The 15,474-nt window shown below is 61.8% G+C and carries 16 protein-coding genes; 10 read left to right on the plus strand and 6 right to left on the minus strand.

Annotated elements, in window-relative coordinates; genetic code table 11:
• Positions 1 to 65 precede the first annotated feature (65 nt).
• Both NKH16_RS00745 and NKH16_RS00750 read left to right on the plus strand, forming a co-directional pair.
• Positions 66 to 797, plus strand: a complete 732-nt coding sequence (locus NKH16_RS00745; RefSeq protein ID WP_352471664.1) for a vWA domain-containing protein — start codon at positions 66 to 68, stop codon at positions 795 to 797.
• The gene (locus tag NKH16_RS00750; protein ID WP_352742681.1) at positions 797 to 1,495 is read left to right on the plus strand and encodes a DnaJ domain-containing protein; all 699 of its coding nucleotides are present in this window, start codon (positions 797 to 799) and stop codon (positions 1,493 to 1,495) included. Before NKH16_RS00745 ends, NKH16_RS00750 begins: the two co-directional genes overlap by 1 nt.
• Before the next feature lie 45 nt (positions 1,496 to 1,540).
• Here NKH16_RS00750 and NKH16_RS00755 read toward each other — a convergent pair whose 3' ends face one another.
• The gene (locus NKH16_RS00755) at positions 1,541 to 2,929 is read right to left on the minus strand and encodes an SPOR domain-containing protein (protein ID WP_352742683.1); all 1,389 of its coding nucleotides are present in this window, start codon (positions 2,927 to 2,929) and stop codon (positions 1,541 to 1,543) included.
• A gap of 297 nt (positions 2,930 to 3,226) precedes the next feature.
• Between NKH16_RS00755 and NKH16_RS00760 the strand changes: the two genes are divergently transcribed.
• From NKH16_RS00760 to clpA, 3 genes are all read left to right on the plus strand, one after another.
• Positions 3,227 to 3,556 carry a phasin family protein gene (locus tag NKH16_RS00760; protein WP_023674920.1) on the plus strand — a complete coding sequence of 110 codons (330 nt, stop codon included), beginning with the start codon at positions 3,227 to 3,229 and terminating at the stop codon, positions 3,554 to 3,556.
• 275 nt (positions 3,557 to 3,831) lie between these two features.
• Entirely contained in the window at positions 3,832 to 4,158 is a 327-nt protein-coding gene (clpS, locus tag NKH16_RS00765; protein WP_023674921.1) for an ATP-dependent Clp protease adapter ClpS, read from the plus strand.
• Positions 4,159 to 4,164: 6 nt separating this feature from the next.
• Positions 4,165 to 6,633, plus strand: a complete 2,469-nt coding sequence (clpA, locus tag NKH16_RS00770) for an ATP-dependent Clp protease ATP-binding subunit ClpA (protein WP_352742685.1) — start codon at positions 4,165 to 4,167, stop codon at positions 6,631 to 6,633.
• 94 nt (positions 6,634 to 6,727) lie between these two features.
• Here clpA and NKH16_RS00775 read toward each other — a convergent pair whose 3' ends face one another.
• The 4 genes from NKH16_RS00775 to NKH16_RS00790 form a co-directional block, all read right to left on the minus strand.
• Positions 6,728 to 7,159, minus strand: a complete 432-nt coding sequence (locus NKH16_RS00775; protein WP_352502384.1) for an HIT family protein — start codon at positions 7,157 to 7,159, stop codon at positions 6,728 to 6,730.
• 120 nt (positions 7,160 to 7,279) lie between these two features.
• Positions 7,280 to 8,494, minus strand: coding sequence for a GNAT family N-acetyltransferase (locus tag NKH16_RS00780; protein WP_352742687.1), 1,215 nt, complete (start codon positions 8,492 to 8,494; stop codon positions 7,280 to 7,282).
• Between the two features lie 40 nt (positions 8,495 to 8,534).
• Complete coding sequence (locus NKH16_RS00785; protein WP_352742689.1) at positions 8,535 to 9,263, minus strand: glycerophosphodiester phosphodiesterase; 729 nt, start codon at positions 9,261 to 9,263, stop codon at positions 8,535 to 8,537.
• Between the two features lie 14 nt (positions 9,264 to 9,277).
• The gene (locus NKH16_RS00790; RefSeq protein WP_352448812.1) at positions 9,278 to 9,742 is read right to left on the minus strand and encodes a RidA family protein; all 465 of its coding nucleotides are present in this window, start codon (positions 9,740 to 9,742) and stop codon (positions 9,278 to 9,280) included.
• Positions 9,743 to 9,880: 138 nt separating this feature from the next.
• Here NKH16_RS00790 and NKH16_RS00795 point away from each other — a divergent pair, with 138 nt between their 5' ends.
• The 5 genes from NKH16_RS00795 to tsf all read left to right on the plus strand — a co-directional run bounded on the left by NKH16_RS00795 (position 9,881) and on the right by tsf (position 14,509).
• Positions 9,881 to 10,708, plus strand: coding sequence for a cell envelope integrity EipB family protein (locus NKH16_RS00795; protein WP_023674927.1), 828 nt, complete (start codon positions 9,881 to 9,883; stop codon positions 10,706 to 10,708).
• 135 nt (positions 10,709 to 10,843) lie between these two features.
• The gene (locus tag NKH16_RS00800; protein WP_352742691.1) at positions 10,844 to 12,142 is read left to right on the plus strand and encodes a lysophospholipid acyltransferase family protein; all 1,299 of its coding nucleotides are present in this window, start codon (positions 10,844 to 10,846) and stop codon (positions 12,140 to 12,142) included.
• A 43-nt stretch (positions 12,143 to 12,185) separates the two neighbouring features.
• Complete coding sequence (locus tag NKH16_RS00805) at positions 12,186 to 12,464, plus strand: DUF4031 domain-containing protein (RefSeq protein WP_352742693.1); 279 nt, start codon at positions 12,186 to 12,188, stop codon at positions 12,462 to 12,464.
• Between the two features lie 204 nt (positions 12,465 to 12,668).
• Positions 12,669 to 13,466, plus strand: coding sequence for a 30S ribosomal protein S2 (rpsB, locus tag NKH16_RS00810; RefSeq protein ID WP_352742695.1), 798 nt, complete (start codon positions 12,669 to 12,671; stop codon positions 13,464 to 13,466).
• A 119-nt stretch (positions 13,467 to 13,585) separates the two neighbouring features.
• Positions 13,586 to 14,509: a translation elongation factor Ts gene (gene tsf, locus NKH16_RS00815; RefSeq protein WP_352471655.1), complete on the plus strand. Its 924-nt coding sequence runs from the start codon at positions 13,586 to 13,588 to the stop codon at positions 14,507 to 14,509.
• Here the strand turns inward: tsf and NKH16_RS00820 are convergent.
• Complete coding sequence (locus NKH16_RS00820) at positions 14,499 to 15,449, minus strand: LysR family transcriptional regulator (protein ID WP_352742696.1); 951 nt, start codon at positions 15,447 to 15,449, stop codon at positions 14,499 to 14,501. The two genes, tsf and NKH16_RS00820, sit on opposite strands and share 11 nt — an antisense overlap.
• Between the last annotated feature and the right edge of the window lie 25 nt (positions 15,450 to 15,474).

Genomic DNA, 15,474 nt, shown 5'->3' on the forward strand with positions numbered 1-15,474 from the left:
ACAGGTCCTCCAGGTCACCTCATCTGGGCTTGCAAGCCGGGGAACAACGCCACATCTTGAATGTCATGAGCGACAAGAAGCAGCCCGTGCCTGCAAGGGCCAATCCTGCGCCGGTCGAGTCTCAATCGAGCACCGGCGAGATCGACGCGTTTCTCCGTCAGGCAAGGACGCTCGCTGCATCCGCCACCGGTTCAGGCAGGCTGATCCTGTCCCTCGACGCGACAATGAGCCGCCAGCCGACCTGGGATCTCGCCTGTGCGCTGCAGGCCGAGATGTTCGACGCCGTCGGCAAGGCCGGGGCGCTCAAGGTTCAACTTGTCTATTTTCGCGGCCTTGGCGAGTGCCGCTCATCCGCATTCGTCACCGATACCGCAGCTCTGAAACAGCTGATGACGCGCATCAACTGCCGCAGCGGCCATACCCAGATCGGCAAGGTGCTCGCCCACGCGCTGAAACAGACGGCGGCGGCCAAGGTCAACGCGCTGGTCTATATCGGCGACGCGATGGAAGAAAACATAGATGATCTGGCCGAAAAGGCCGGCAGCCTCGGTCTGCACGGCGTTCCTGTCTTCGTCTTTCAGGAGGGCCATGATGCCGCTGCGGAAAAGGCGTTCAAGGAAATTGCGCGGCTGTCGAAAGGGGCCTGGTTCCGGTTCGATCGGCGGGCTGCCGCGACGTTGGCCGGCCTGCTTTCGTCCGTCGCCGTGTTTGCGACCGGCGGGCTGAAGGCACTGGAGGCCCGGGGCAGGCCGGAGGACCGGCTGATGATCGAGCATATGCGGGGCGGCGGAAACTGATGGGCGCGATTATCGCTTTCGTAGCATTGCTTCTGGTGTTTCTCGGCATGCTCACCATCTTCCTGCGCGCCGATCCGGCGAAGCTTGCAGGCGGCATGAGGACGCTTGGACCTGTGCTGCTCGGGCTGGTCGGCGTCGCCGTGCTGCTGGTCGGGCGCGAGGGCATCGGCGGCTTGATCCTGTCGGCTGCGCTCGCCTGGTACGGCTCCATGCGCATGAATCGGCCGGCAGCCAAACTGGCAACAGGCAAGCGTTCGACAGTTCGTACGGCGGCGCTTGAGATGGAACTCGATCACGATACCGGCGGCCTCGAAGGCCTTGTGCTGGCCGGGCGCCATGAAGGCAAGATGCTTGGCTCGATGGGGCTTGCCGAATTGCAGCAACTCTATCGCGAACTCTCCGGCGATCCGGAGAGCCGCCAATTGCTAGAGACGTATCTTGACGGCAGATTTCCCATCTGGCGCAAAGACGCTGATGCGAATGGTGGCGAAGGGCTGGGTGTTGCGCCAGGTTCTGGCGCCATGACTAAGGAGGAGGCCTACAAGATCCTTGGTCTTGAAGCGGGGGCTGCCGCGGCGGATGTCCGCAAGGCGCACCGCCGCCTGATGCAGCGCCTGCACCCCGATATCGGTGGCACGTCTTTCCTGGCGGCGCGGATCAATGAAGCCAAGGACGTCTTGCTCTCCAATCACAACTAGTCTCCTTCGACGCAGAACCTTCGGGAAAGATATCGTTTCGCGCCCTTACTGCTGGACGGCGTAGCACTCGATCTTCTTCTTTTTCAAAGCGTTACAGGCCTTCCAGGCGGCGGTCTTCGAACCGAAACCACCGAACCGGGCGCGGTAGTAGGTGACACCGTCCTTGTCGAAGGCGACGGTGAAACCGGAGGCATCGGTCAGAACGGAGGGCGCCTGCTTCGTCGCCTTGTCGAGGAAAGCCTTCGCTTCGGCCTGTTTTGGGGAAGAGGCGACCTGTATTGCCCAGCCGGATGGCACTGACGCGGTGCTGACCGGATCGACCTCTGCCGCCGGTTCGGCATAGGCTGCGGCGACCCGGGCTGTCGCCACGTCGTCCACCGTCGACACAGCCGTCGTCTTGACCCTCTTGGCCTGGACGACCGGAGCGGTCTCTTCAACGACGGGCGCATTTTCCTCGACAAGAGAGGCAACGGCATCGTCGTCCGGCTTACCGTCCGGTGTCGGCGCGTCATGCTTCGGTAGAAGCACCTTGGCCAAGGCTGAAATCGGATTGCCGCCGCCGGCCTTGGCAATCAGCACGCCGCCGCCGCGCGACGACGCCTGCGGCATGTAGGCATTGATCAACCCGGCCATCTGGCTGTCGCGGCTGCCGCCGGACCTGCCGCCCATGACCACCGCTACGATGCGCCGATCGCCATCCGAGACCGAGGAGACCAGATTGTAACCGGAGGCGCGGGTGTAACCGGTCTTGATGCCGTCGACGCCCTTGATGCGTCCGAGCAGACGATTGTGGCCGTTGATGCGCTGCCGCCCGTAAAGAAAGGAGCGCTGCGAGAAATAACCGTAGTATTGCGGGAAATGCTCTCTCAGGGCGATGCCGAGCATCGCCATGTCGCGCGCGGTCGTGAACTGGCCGGGATCAGGCAAGCCGTTGGCGTTGCGGAAAACGGTTCCCCTCATGCCCAGCGCCCGCGCCTTGGCGGTCATCATGCGGGCGAAATTGGCTTCGTTGCCGCCGAGCATCTCGCCAAGCGCTGTTGCGGAATCGTTTGCCGATTTGGTCACCATCGACAGGATCGCGGTCTCGACCGTGACCGAGCCGCCCCGCTTGACGCCGAGCTTCGTCGGCGGTTCGGCAGCGGCATTGGCCGAGAACACGACCGGGGAATTCTTGCTGATCCTGCCCTTCGCCAACGCCTCGAACGTCAGATAGAGCGTCATCATCTTGGTAAGCGACGCCGGATAGCGCCGGCCATCGGCGTCCGACGAATAAAGCACCTTGCCGGTCTTGGCATCGATGACGATGGCCGCCGACTTGGCCGCCATGGATGAGGCCGCGTCCGCGACGACGAAGCTCATCGCCATAGCGAGGATCATGATCGTTTTGAGGGGGGACGCGGATTTGGAAACGAAGCCCGACAACGCCTTACGCACTGATAGTTCCTTTGAATTTCCGTTGCCTTGGAGGCGGCAAAGGGTCCTGCCTCACCTCCGGCCACGCTAACGCGGGCAGCGTTACCAATCCGTTTATGGTAACCGCCGCGTTCACCATTTTCTGTGTGATTGAGCTTCTCTTTATTCGAATCTTAGCGATTGCCGGCAGCTCACGATGCGCATTGCCGCGGGAATCTTGACTTTTGTGCACTGCACAATATATTTACACGCATTGCACAACGCGGCCCGGACAAGCCGCGTCTATCGTCCAAGGCAACCGTTCAAGGAATGCGTGAAATGACCCAGACCTATGAAGATTTCAGCAAATACGGCAAGGAATTTGCGGACACCGGATTGAAGAGCTTCGCCTCGCTGTCCAAGGGTGCGCAGGCTATCGCCGCCGAGGCGGGCGAGTACACCAAGAAAAGCTTCGAAGCCGGTAGCGCCGCTGTCGAGAAGCTCTTTTCCGCCAAGTCGCTGGACAAGGCGATCGAGATCCAGTCCGACTATGCCAAGCAGTCCTATGAGAGCTTCGTCACGGAAGCCACCAAGCTTGGCGATCTCTATGCCGAACTCGCCAAGGAAGCCTACAAGCCGTTCGAATCGATCGTCGCCAAGGCGAAGTAAATTCGACGAACATTCCGAGCCGGCCCCCTGGGCTCGCAAAGACAGACCCGGTCGCGAACGCGCGGCCGGGTTTTTTCATGCCAGCTCGAAATCGGGGGCCTGCGGTCTTCACGATTTGAAAAATCGGTCAAGTTTGGCCACCTAGCCATATTGTCAGCTAAACAGAAGGGCTTAAAATCGTCCATCGAACACCTACATGTCGAGCATGCATGAGGATTCGAAAGAGGCAGGACTACGTGACTACAGGTTTGACTGCCACGAGCTACGTGGTGCGAATGCAGAACGGCAGCAACGGCAATGAGGCCGGTCGCGGCACGGCCGTCATCACGCGCACAAAAACCAAGACCAAGAAGCCCAGTCTGTATCGGGTTCTCATTCTTAACGACGACTACACACCCATGGAATTCGTGGTCCACGTGCTGGAGCGCTTTTTCCAGAAGGACCGCGAAGCCGCCACACGCATAATGCTTCATGTTCACAATCATGGGGTGGGCGAGTGCGGGGTCTATACATTCGAGGTGGCCGAGACCAAAGTGGCTCAGGTCATGGATTTCGCCCGACAGAATCAGCATCCGCTGCAATGCGTGATGGAGAAGAAGTGAGGTAACATGCCGGCTTTCTCCCAAGGCCTGGAAAAGGCGCTTCACCAAGCGCTGACGCTCGCCAATGAGCGGCACCATGAATATGCAACCCTTGAACATTTGCTGCTCGCCCTGATCGACGACACCGAGGCGGCGGCCGTCATGCGTGCCTGCAACGTCGATCTCGACGAGTTGAAGCATACGGTCCTCACCTATATCGACACCGAGCTCGACAACCTCGTCACCGGCTACGATGAAGATTCCAAGCCGACTGCCGGTTTCCAGCGCGTCATCCAGCGCGCGGTGATCCATGTGCAGTCGTCAGGCCGCGAGGAGGTGTCCGGCGCCAACGTGCTCGTCGCCATCTTCGCTGAGCGCGAGAGCCACGCCGCTTACTTCCTGCAGGAACAGCAGATGACCCGCTACGACGCGGTCAACTACATCTCGCATGGCATCGCCAAGCGTCCCGGCGCTTCCGAGACGCGGACGCCGCGCGGCGCCGACGACGAGCAAGGCAGCCAGAGCGGGGCCGAGCCGCAAGAGGAAGGCGGCAAGAAGAAGCAGCAGCAGGACGCGCTGACTGCCTATTGCGTCAACCTGAACAACAAGGCCAAGGCCGGCAAAATCGATCCATTGATCGGTCGCGAGAGCGAGATCAACCGGACCATCCAGGTGCTGTGCCGCCGCTCCAAGAACAACCCGCTCTATGTCGGTGATCCCGGCGTCGGCAAGACGGCAATCGCCGAAGGCCTCGCCAAGCGCATCGTCGAGGGCGACGTTCCCGAAGTGCTGCACAATGCCACCATCTTCGCGCTCGACATGGGCACGCTGCTGGCCGGCACCCGCTATCGCGGCGATTTCGAGGAGCGGCTGAAGCAGGTCGTCAAGGAGCTCGAGGATTATCCCGGCGCCGTGCTGTTCATCGACGAAATCCACACCGTGATCGGGGCAGGGGCCACCTCCGGCGGCGCCATGGATGCGTCGAACCTGTTGAAGCCGGCGCTGTCTTCGGGCGCGATCCGCTGCATCGGCTCGACCACCTACAAGGAGTTCCGGCAGTTCTTCGAGAAGGACCGCGCGCTGGTGCGGCGCTTCCAGAAGATCGACGTCAACGAGCCGACCGTCGAGGACGCCATCGAGATCATGAAGGGCCTCAAGCCCTATTTCGAGGAGTTCCACAAGGTCCGCTACACGAGCGAGGCGATCAAGGCTTCGGTCGAACTCTCGGCGCGTTACATCAACGACCGCAAGCTGCCGGACAAGGCGATCGACGTGATCGACGAGACCGGCGCCTCGCAGATGCTGGTGCCGGAAGCCAAGCGCAAGAAGACCATCGGCATCAAGGAGATCGAAGCGACGATCGCCACGATGGCGCGCATCCCGCCGAAGACAGTTTCCGCCGACGACGAGAAGGTGCTGCAAGGCCTCGACATCGAGTTGAAGCGCGTCGTCTACGGCCAGGACACCGCGATCACCGCGCTGACCTCGGCCATCAAGCTGGCGCGGGCCGGCCTGCGCGAACCGGAAAAGCCGATCGGCTCGTACCTGTTCTCGGGTCCGACCGGTGTCGGCAAGACGGAAGTGGCCAAGCAGCTCGCCGCCTCGCTCGGCGTGGAGCTGATCCGCTTCGACATGTCGGAATATATGGAACGCCACACCGTTTCACGGCTGATCGGCGCGCCTCCCGGCTATGTCGGCTTCGACCAGGGCGGCCTTCTGACCGACGGCGTCGACCAGCATCCGCATTGCGTGCTGTTGCTGGACGAAGTGGAGAAGGCGCATCCGGATCTGTTCAACATCCTGTTGCAGGTCATGGATCACGGCAAGCTGACCGACCACAACGGCAAGCAGATCGACTTCCGCAATGTCATCCTGATCATGACCACCAATGCGGGCGCGTCCGACGCGCAGCGCGCGGCCATTGGTTTCGGTTCGACCAAGCGCGAAGGCGACGATGTCGAGGCGATCAACCGGCTGTTCACGCCGGAGTTCCGCAACCGTCTCGATGCGATCATTCCGTTCGGCTCGCTGCCGGTGCCGGTCATCCATCAGGTGGTGCAGAAGTTCGTCATGCAGCTGGAAGCACAGCTTTCCGAGCGCGGCGTGACCTTCGACCTGTCGCAGGAGGCGATCGCATGGCTGGCCGACAAGGGCTATGACGAGCGCATGGGCGCCCGGCCGCTTGGCCGTGTCATCCAGGAGCACATCAAGAAGCCGCTGGCCGACGAGGTGCTGTTCGGCAAGCTCAAGAAGGGCGGCACAGTACGTGTCACCGTCGAGAAGAAGGAAACCGGCGAGACCGGCCTGAAGCTCGAATCGCTCGCCGACGAGGCGCCGGTGAAGCCGAAGAAGGAAGAGCCGGACGACGCGCCGAAGGCCAAGAAGGCGGTGGCGAAGAAGCCCGCCGCGAAAAAGGCGGTGGCGCAGAAGCCGGAGCCCAAGGGTAAGGACGGCGGCAAGCGCAGCCTTGTGCCGCAACTGCCGCGTAAGAACTGACGAACCAGCCAGTAAAAAAGCCCCGGAAACGGGGCTTTTTTTGTGACACCTTCCGGTTAAGCACTCGGCGCCTGCCGGAGCGGTTTGCGCCGGTTCAGCTTGCCAGCGCCATCCGTATCTTGCCGGCGTTTTCGGCCAGGACTTCAGGCTTTTCCATCTGTCCGCTGTGCGGTTTCAGGGGAATGCCCTCGAAGCGCGGAATGACATGGACGTGAAGGTGAAAGATAGTCTGCCCCGAAGCTGGTTCGTTGAACTGCATAACCGTGACGCCATCGGCATCGAAGGCCTTCTTTACGGCCCGCGCAACTTTCTGGACGTGAGCGAAGAGCGGGCCAAGCACCGCCGGATCCGCGTCAAGCAGGTTGCGCGACGGCGCTTTCGGCACCACCAGCGTGTGACCCTGTCCTTGCGGCATCACATCCATGAAGACGATGACCGCGTCATCCTCGTAGACGCGGTGCGAAGGGATTTCTCCGCGCAGGATTTTGGCGAAGATGTTGCTGCTGTCGTAGGTTGCTTCGGCCATGGCGCGCGCTCCGGTTCTTGGCTCGCTGTCTCGTGTAGCGAAGCTGTTCCGGGCGGGCAAGACGATCGGTCGACATCGGCCGTGCCGGCCCGCTCGGCTGAGCGATTGGGGCTCGCTACTCTACTCCGCCATGTCCTTGCGGAACGGGGTGTGCTCTTCCAGATATTCGCTCATCCGCTCGACTTCGCGCCGCTCGCGTTGGAGGTAGTCGGCCACTGCATTGCGCAGACCTGGATGGGCGATGTAGTGCGCCGAATGCATCGTCACGGGCCGGTAGCCGCGCGCCAGCTTGTGCTCGCCCTGCGCACCGGCTTCCACCACCTTCAGGCTGCGCGAGATGGCGAAATCGATCGCCTGATGGTAGCAGACCTCGAAATGCAGGAACGGGTGGTCCTCGATGCAGCCCCAATTGCGGCCGTAGAGCGCGTCTGAACCGATGAAGTTGATGGCACCTGCAATGTAGCGCCCGTTGCGTTTGGCCATGACCAGCAGGATGTCGTCGGCCATGCGTTCGCCGATCAGCGAGAAGAAATCCCGGTTGAGGTAGGGCCGGCCCCATTTCCTGCTGCCGGTATCCATGTAGAACGCGAAAAAGTCGTCCCAGGCCTTTTCGGTCAGATCCTTGCCGGTCAGCCAGTCGATCGAGATGCCGTCGGCGAGGGCCTCGCGCCGCTCTTTCTTCATTGCCTTGCGCTTGCGCGAGGCTAACGTTGCGAGAAAATCGTCGTAGCTCGAAAAGCCTTCGTTGAAGAAGTGAAACTGCTGGTCGGTGCGATGAAGGAAGCCGGCCGCCGCCAATATCTGGACGTCGTCCTCCGGCGCGAAAGTAACATGCGCGGAAGACACGCCGAGCTTATCCGTCACCGCCTTCAGGCCGGTCGCAAGACCGGCCTTGACGGTGGGGCTGTCCTCGCCCCTGCCGACCAGCAGGCGAGGGCCGGTGACGGGTGTGAACGGCACCGCGCATTGCAGCTTCGGATAGTAGCGCCCGCCGGCGCGTTCGAACGCGTCCGACCAGCCATGGTCGAAGACATATTCGCCCTGGCTGTGCGACTTCAGATAGCAGGGGACCGCCCCGAGCAGCTTGCCTCGCGCGGTTTCCAGCCTGAGGTGATGGCCTTGCCAGCCGGTGCGCCGAACAGCGCAGCCGGAATCTTCCAGCGCGCTCAAAAAAGCGAATGAAACAAGTGGGTTGTAGCCGTATTCTGCATCGCCGCGTGTAGTGCCGCCGAGGCTGTCCCATTCAGCGCTGGTAAAGGCGCCGATGCCTGCGGCGATGCGGATCGACAGCTCCGCATTCGCCGTTTGTCTTTCGCAGTCGTCCCCTTGATCCATGAGGCTTACTTAAGCTCGCTGCGGACCCATACAAGCCCGCTCAGGCGAGCCGTACCAGATCGGGCTCGAATCCTTCGAACGTCATTTGGTCGGCATATTTGAAGGTCAGGTCGACGGCAGGCTGGTCGTGCACGGTCCAGGTGATCACCGGCATGCCGAGTCTCTCTCGCACGAAGGAGACGAACCGGTTCGGCAGGTCGCCGGCAGCGTAGGAGGTGAAGGCGATGTCATGCGCCAGCATGGCGAAATGCGCCTCGATCAGGTGGTTGTCGTTGCCGTAGGCGGTCAACCCGCCGGGTATGCCGGGTGCATATTTCGGGAAGTCGCGGATCAGCCAATGGTCGAACGACATGATCGCGGTCTTGCCCTTGTAATGCTTGAGCATCTTGCCGACGCTTTCGACCAGGCCTTCGTCGTGCCCGGCAGCACCTTTCAGCTCGACAACCATCGGCACACGGCCGTCGACCAGATCAAGCGCCTGCTGCAGCGTCGGCAAATGGTCGGCGGTGCCGCCGACCTTCAGCGCCGTGATCTCGGCAGCCGTACGCTGCCAGACGAAGCCGTCCTCGCCGGTCAGCCGCCGCAGATCGCCATCGTGGATGATGACGGGGACGCCGTCGGATGATAGGTGCACGTCGCATTCGATCGCGTAGCCGCGCTCGGCCGCCGCAGCGAAGGCGGAAAGGGTGTTCTCCCAGCGCGTCTTGTTCATGTCGTGGAGGCCGCGATGGGCGACGGGCCGGGCGGTCAGCCAGGAAAGATCGGTCATGGTTGCAGTCCCGGTCATTCGACTTCGAAGATCGCTTCGATTTCCACTGCGGCATTAAGCGGCAGGGAGGCGGTGCCGACGGCGGAGCGAGCGTGCTTGCCGCGATCGCCGAGCACGGCGGCGAGAAAATCCGAGGCGCCGTTGGCAACCAGATGCTGTTCGACAAAATCCGGTGCCGAGGCGACGAAGACGGTGATCTTCACCAAGCGACGGATTTTCTCGAGATCGCCAAGTGCCGCCTGAGCCTGGGCCAATATGTTGATCGCACAGTATTTTGCGGCTTCCTTGCCGGTCGCGGTGTCGACATCGCGGCCAAGCAGTCCGCTCGCCTGGAGCTTGCCCTCCTTGAGCGGCAACTGCCCGGCGGTGAACAGCAGATTGCCGGTCCGGCAATAGGGCACGTAATTGGCGGCGGGCGCGGCGGCGGCCGGCAGCGTCACGCCGAGATCGCTTAGCCGCTTTTCGATTGTTTCGCTCATGCTATTTCCCTATTGCTTGAAGGTGCCGCGCAGGCCGGGCCGAAATTGCTATTTTTGCCTCGCTTCCGCCACGACTTTTTTTAAGCTGGACCATCTTTCCATGCGGCTTGCCATTAGCCGCGATGATCGGAGCACCCCATGCGCGCAACGCGCCTCGCATTCAACGCCGTTCTCTTGACAGCGGCTTCCTGGGCGGCTCCCGCTTTTGCGGTGCCTGCGCTGCAGGCGCATCGTGCTGTTTACGACATTTCACTCGACAAGGCTTCAGACCGTTCCGGCATTACCGGCATCACCGGCCGCATGGTCTACGAGTTCAACGGCTCGCCTTGCGAGGGCTATACGGTAAAGTTTCGTTTGGTGACCCAGATCGTAACCAGCGACAACACCAGGCTGACCGACCAGCAGATGACCACCTTCGAGGATGCCGAGGGCAAGACCTTCTCCTTCGTGAACAAATCCTTTGTCGACCAGAACCTCGACAAGGAGGTCAAGGGTACCGCAACGAAGGAAGCCAACGGTCTCAAGGTCGATATCGACAAGCCCGAGAAGAACAGCCTGGAACTCGCGCCGACCCAGTTCCCGACCCAGCAAATGGTCGAAATGATCGGCAAGGCGGAAAAGGGCGAGCGTTTCTACGAAACCAACCTGTTCGACGGCTCTGAGGATGCCAACAAGGTGGTGACCACCACCGTCGTCGTCGGCAAGCAAGCCGATGCCGACAATGCCGATCCGGAAGCGCCGGCGCTGGCCAAGCTCGCCACCGACAAATACTGGCCGGTCGACATCGCCTATTTCGATGATGCCGACAAAGGCGGCGAGGAGGTGCCGGAATACCGGATCAGCTTCAAGCTGCACAAGAACGGCATCACGCGCGATCTCGTCATGGACTATGGCGAGTTCTCGATGACCGGCAAATTGGTCAATCTGTCACTGTTCGATCAGCCAAAGACCTGCCCGTCTAAATAAGCTCGAGTGAACGGCAAGCCGCCGGCCGCTATCCGGGATAGTAGCGCTTAATCTTGCGCGGCAAGTCGCATCGACTTGAGCATGCCGCAATTGCCTATCAACGTCTTATGACGGTATGCGCCGCGGGGGAGCAGGTTGAGCAGGATCGACGTTTTTGTGGCGCCGCGGCCCAATGCGACGCTGATCAACGCCATGACATTCGTCAACCGGATTGTCATGCTGCACGGCATTCCAGGCTTTCGCGACCTGTTGCCATTCAACCGTCTGGCCGGTTTGCGCGGCGTCGCCAACGTCCGCCACATCGATTTTCCAGAGGATGACCGGCAAAGGCTGAAGGCTTGTTGCGGCGCGGGCAAGGCGACGTTCATCACGCCCAACCATCCCGAATTCTTTACCGACTGGATGATCGACAAGGAGGTCGTCTCGCGGGTGAGCCCGCTGGCGGCATCCTGGGCCACGCACGGCGTCGTCAACGGGCTTGGCCGGCTGATGCAGAAATTCTGGTTGGCCAACAATCTGATCGCGCAAATCCCGGGCAACAGCGCGGCCGCCAAGGAACATTCGGTGGCCTGGGCGCTGAAGGGGCACGGCGTGCTCCTGCATCCCGAAGGCGGTGTCGGCTGGCATGCCAACATCATTGCCCCGCTGCTGCCGGGCGCGGTCGAAATGGGGTTCGAGGCGCTGAAGCGCGGCCGCCTGACGGATCCGGATTTCAAGGTTTGGATCGCGCCCGTGATCTGGAAGCTTGCTTTCACGGGGAATGTCGAGGCAGCGCTGGCAAGGGAATGCGCCTATGTCGAGCACAGCTTGAAGATCGAACGCTGTGCCGCCGATTCGCTGCCGGAGCGCATCCATCATATCTATGCGACGTTGCTGTCGCGCGATGAGGCTGCATATGGCCTGCGGTCCGATGAGCGGGCTTCGTATGACGCACGTCAAAAGGACCTGCTGACCCAACTCGGCCGTCGCCTTGCCGAACTTGTCTCGGTCGACGCCGGCACGCTCGACAATGCCGACCTTTTGCGCCGTTCGCGGCGCTGGCTGCGGGAAGACACGGATGGCAGTGGAAGCCAGAAGCAGGTCCGAATGCTGGCGGATACAATCCAGCGCGTGCAGCGTGTCGGGCCGTGGGCTTCAGCCAACCCGCGCACCACGCAGGAGGAGATCGCCGAACATTTGAAGCGGATCCGCAACGATTATTGCAAGGGTACGCTGCGCGATACGATCAACCGTTTCGTGCCGCAGCCGGCAGGCCCACGCCGCGCCTATGTCCGGGTACCGGAGCCGCTAGGTTTGCACGCCTATCAAGGCTCCGTCGAGGAGGCACTCGCCGAACTGCACGACCGGATGCAGGAGACCGTCACCAGGACGATGACGCAACTCGAGGCCGGCGGCGGCTTCATTTTCTATGCCAATCCCTTCTATCATCGTTAGCGATGTGTTGGTCGGCGCAAGATGAAGGAGTGCGGCAAGCCTCATGGCGGTCTATGTCGATGCGGCGATCTGGAAATGGGTCGGCCACCGCTGGTGTCATCTGCTGGCAGACGACACCGACGAGCTGCATCGCTTTGCCGGGCAGCTCGGCATCAAGCGCGCGTCCTACCAAGGACCGCCGAAGACATCGGCACCGCATTATGACATAACCGGGTTCGAGCGCGACCGCGCAGTGCGGCTAGGCGCCATCGAATGCACCCGCGAGGAGATCATCGCTGTTTTCCGGCGTGTGCGGGTGCCGAAGGGGAAGATGCGGCGATGACACCGGTGCGCTGATCGCCGCACGCTGAAACACAAGACGCCACAACGCTTGCGTTTGTCGCGCTTCCCCTCTATATGCGCGCTCATTCCACACACGGACTTTGGTGTCTGCCCGGGAGAAATCCGGCTGAAACCTCCGGTGGCGTTCGAGGACAAAGTCCAAAAATGCCTGTGTCCGTGGAGGCTAACCGGAAAGGAAATAAGAATGGCTCTGCCTGATTTCAGCATGCGCCAGCTATTGGAAGCTGGTATTCACTTCGGCCACCAGACCCACCGCTGGAACCCGAAAATGGCGCCCTATATCTACGGCGCCCGCAACAACATACACATCATCGACCTCTCGCAGACGGTGCCTTTGCTGCACCAGGCGCTGAAGCAGGTTTCCGACACTGTTGCCAAGGGCGGCCGCGTGCTGTTCGTCGGCACCAAGCGCCAGGCCTCCGACATCGTCGCCGATGCCGCGCAGCGCTCGGCCCAGTACTATGTCAACTCGCGCTGGCTCGGCGGCATGCTGACCAACTGGAAGACGATCTCGAATTCCATCCAGCGCCTGCGCAAGCTCGACGAAATGCTGGCCGGCGAGGCTCAGGGCCTGACCAAGAAGGAGCGCCTCAACCTCGACCGCGAGCGTGAGAAGCTCGACAAGGCGCTGGGCGGCATCAAGGATATGGGTTCGACGCCCGATTTGATGTTCGTGATCGACACCAACAAGGAAGCGATCGCCATTCTCGAGGCCAAGCGTCTCGGCATCCCGGTCGTTGCCATCATCGATTCCAACTGCGACCCGGACAAGATCGACTTCCCGATCCCCGGCAATGACGACGCGGCCCGCGCCATCCAGCTGTATTGCGATTTGATCGCCAAGGCAGCTATCGACGGCATCGCCCGTCAGCAGGGCGCGCTCGGTGTCGATATCGGCGCATCGGTCGAGGCTCCGGTCGAGCCGGCGCTCGATCAGACCCCGGCCGCCGAGAGCCCGGTAGCCCAGACCCCGGAAGCATAGTAGCGAAGGCCGGCTGCGGCCTTCATCTTTCCAATATGTTGGCGCGGTAAGCGCTACCAGCACCAGGCGCATCATCGAAAATCGATGGTGCGTCAGTGCATTTAGACAAAGAGGCGACAATGAGCATTTCGGCTGCACAGGTCAAAGAACTCCGCGACTTGACCGGCGCGGGCATGATGGACTGCAAGGCGGCGTTAAACGAGACCAACGGCAATATGGAAGAAGCCATCGACTGGCTGCGCAAGAAGGGCATTTCCAAGGCCGACAAGAAGGCTGGCCGTACCGCTGCCGAAGGCCTGATCGGCGTAGATTCCGGCGTCCGCGAGGCAGCGATCGTCGAGGTCAATTCCGAGACGGACTTCGTTGCCCGCAATGCTGCGTTCCAGGAGATCGTCGCCAATGTCGCGAAGGTCGCGCTTGCCTATGGCGGCAAGACCGAGGCCGTTGCCGCCGCTCCCTATCCGGGCTCGGGCAAATCGGTCGCCGAGACCATCAAGGACGCTGTCGGCACCATCGGTGAGAATCTGGGCTTCCGCCGCTCGGCCAAGCTCACTGTCGAGCACGGCGCTGTCGCAACCTACGTTCACAATGCGGTCGCCGACGGCCTTGGCAAGCTCGGCGTGCTGGTGGCCATCGAGACGACGGGCAACGCGCATGCCGCCAACGCCTTCGCCCGTCAGGTTGCCATGCATGTCGCTGCCACCAATCCGATGGCCCTGACCACCGAAGAGCTCGATCCGGCCGCAGTGGAACGCGAGAAGGCGATCTTCGCCGACCAGGCGCGCCAGTCCGGCAAGCCGGAAGCGATCATCGAGAAGATGGTCGAAGGCCGTTTGCGCAAGTTCTATGAAGAGGTCGTGCTGCTCAAGCAGGCTTTCGTGCTCAATCCCGACATTACCGTCGAGAAGGCGCTGAAGGATGCCGAGAGCGAAATAGGCGCGCCAGCCAAAATCGCTGCCTATCTGCGCTTCGCGCTCGGTGAGGGTATCGAGAAGGAAGAGACCGATTTCGCGGCGGAAGTCGCGGCAGCGGTCAAGAAGTAACTATTCGTTTGAAAGGCTTTTTTCGGCCGGGTATCCGCGAGGATGCCCGGCCGATTTCTTGCGCGGTGTCGATGAAGGCGCGGAGCTTCGGGGCCATCGCGGCGCGGCGCGGGAAATAGAGGAACAGTCCCGGTTCCTCGATCGATGCCTCGCCAAGGACTTCGACCAGCCGGCCTGCCTCGATGTCAGGCTTGACAAGCGGCTCGAACAGATAGGCGAGGCCGATGCCGGCAAGCGCCATTTCCCTTGCCGACAGCGGATCGCTGACGACCACGCTGCCGCGTGTCTCGACGCTGATATCCTTGCCCTGATCGGATAGATCCCAGCGATAGAGCGCACGTGATCGCAACAGCCGATAGCCGATGCAGTTGTGCGCGGCGAGATCGGCCAACGCCCATGGCCGCCCGCGCCGGCCGACATAGGCCGGCGAGGCAACGATGATGCTGCGGAAAGGCCCTGTCAGTCGCACCGTCACCATATCCTCGGCGATCATCTCGCCCAGCCGGATGCCGGCGTCGAAACCCTCGCCGACGATATCGCTCAGACGTTCGTCGGTGACGATCTCCACCGTCACGTCAGGGTAACGTTCCGCCATCGCCGTCAGGATGGGCATGAGCGCCAGAGGCAGCGCCAAACGCGGCGCGTTGATCCTGAGCAGTCCGCTTGCCCGGCCTTTGACAGACCGGATACGTTCGATCCGGTCGGCAATGTCTTCCAGCGCCGGCTCCGCCGCAGCGACAAGCGCGGTGCCAGCCTCGGTCAGCGAGACGCTGCGCGTGGTGCGGGCAAACAACGGCTGGCCGATTCGCTCCTCTACCAGCCGAACCGCATGGCTGACCGCTGACGGGCTCATGCCGAGCTCGGCGGCTGCCGGCGCGAAGCCGCCACGCCGCGCGACGGCAACGATTATAGGTAGGTGGCTAAGCAGATCGCGGTCCATTCATGCATGATATCGCATAGTCCAT

It is taken from the genome of Mesorhizobium sp. M1307 (genome assembly GCF_040318155.1).
In the GTDB taxonomy this organism is placed as follows: Bacteria; Pseudomonadota; Alphaproteobacteria; order Rhizobiales; family Rhizobiaceae; genus Mesorhizobium.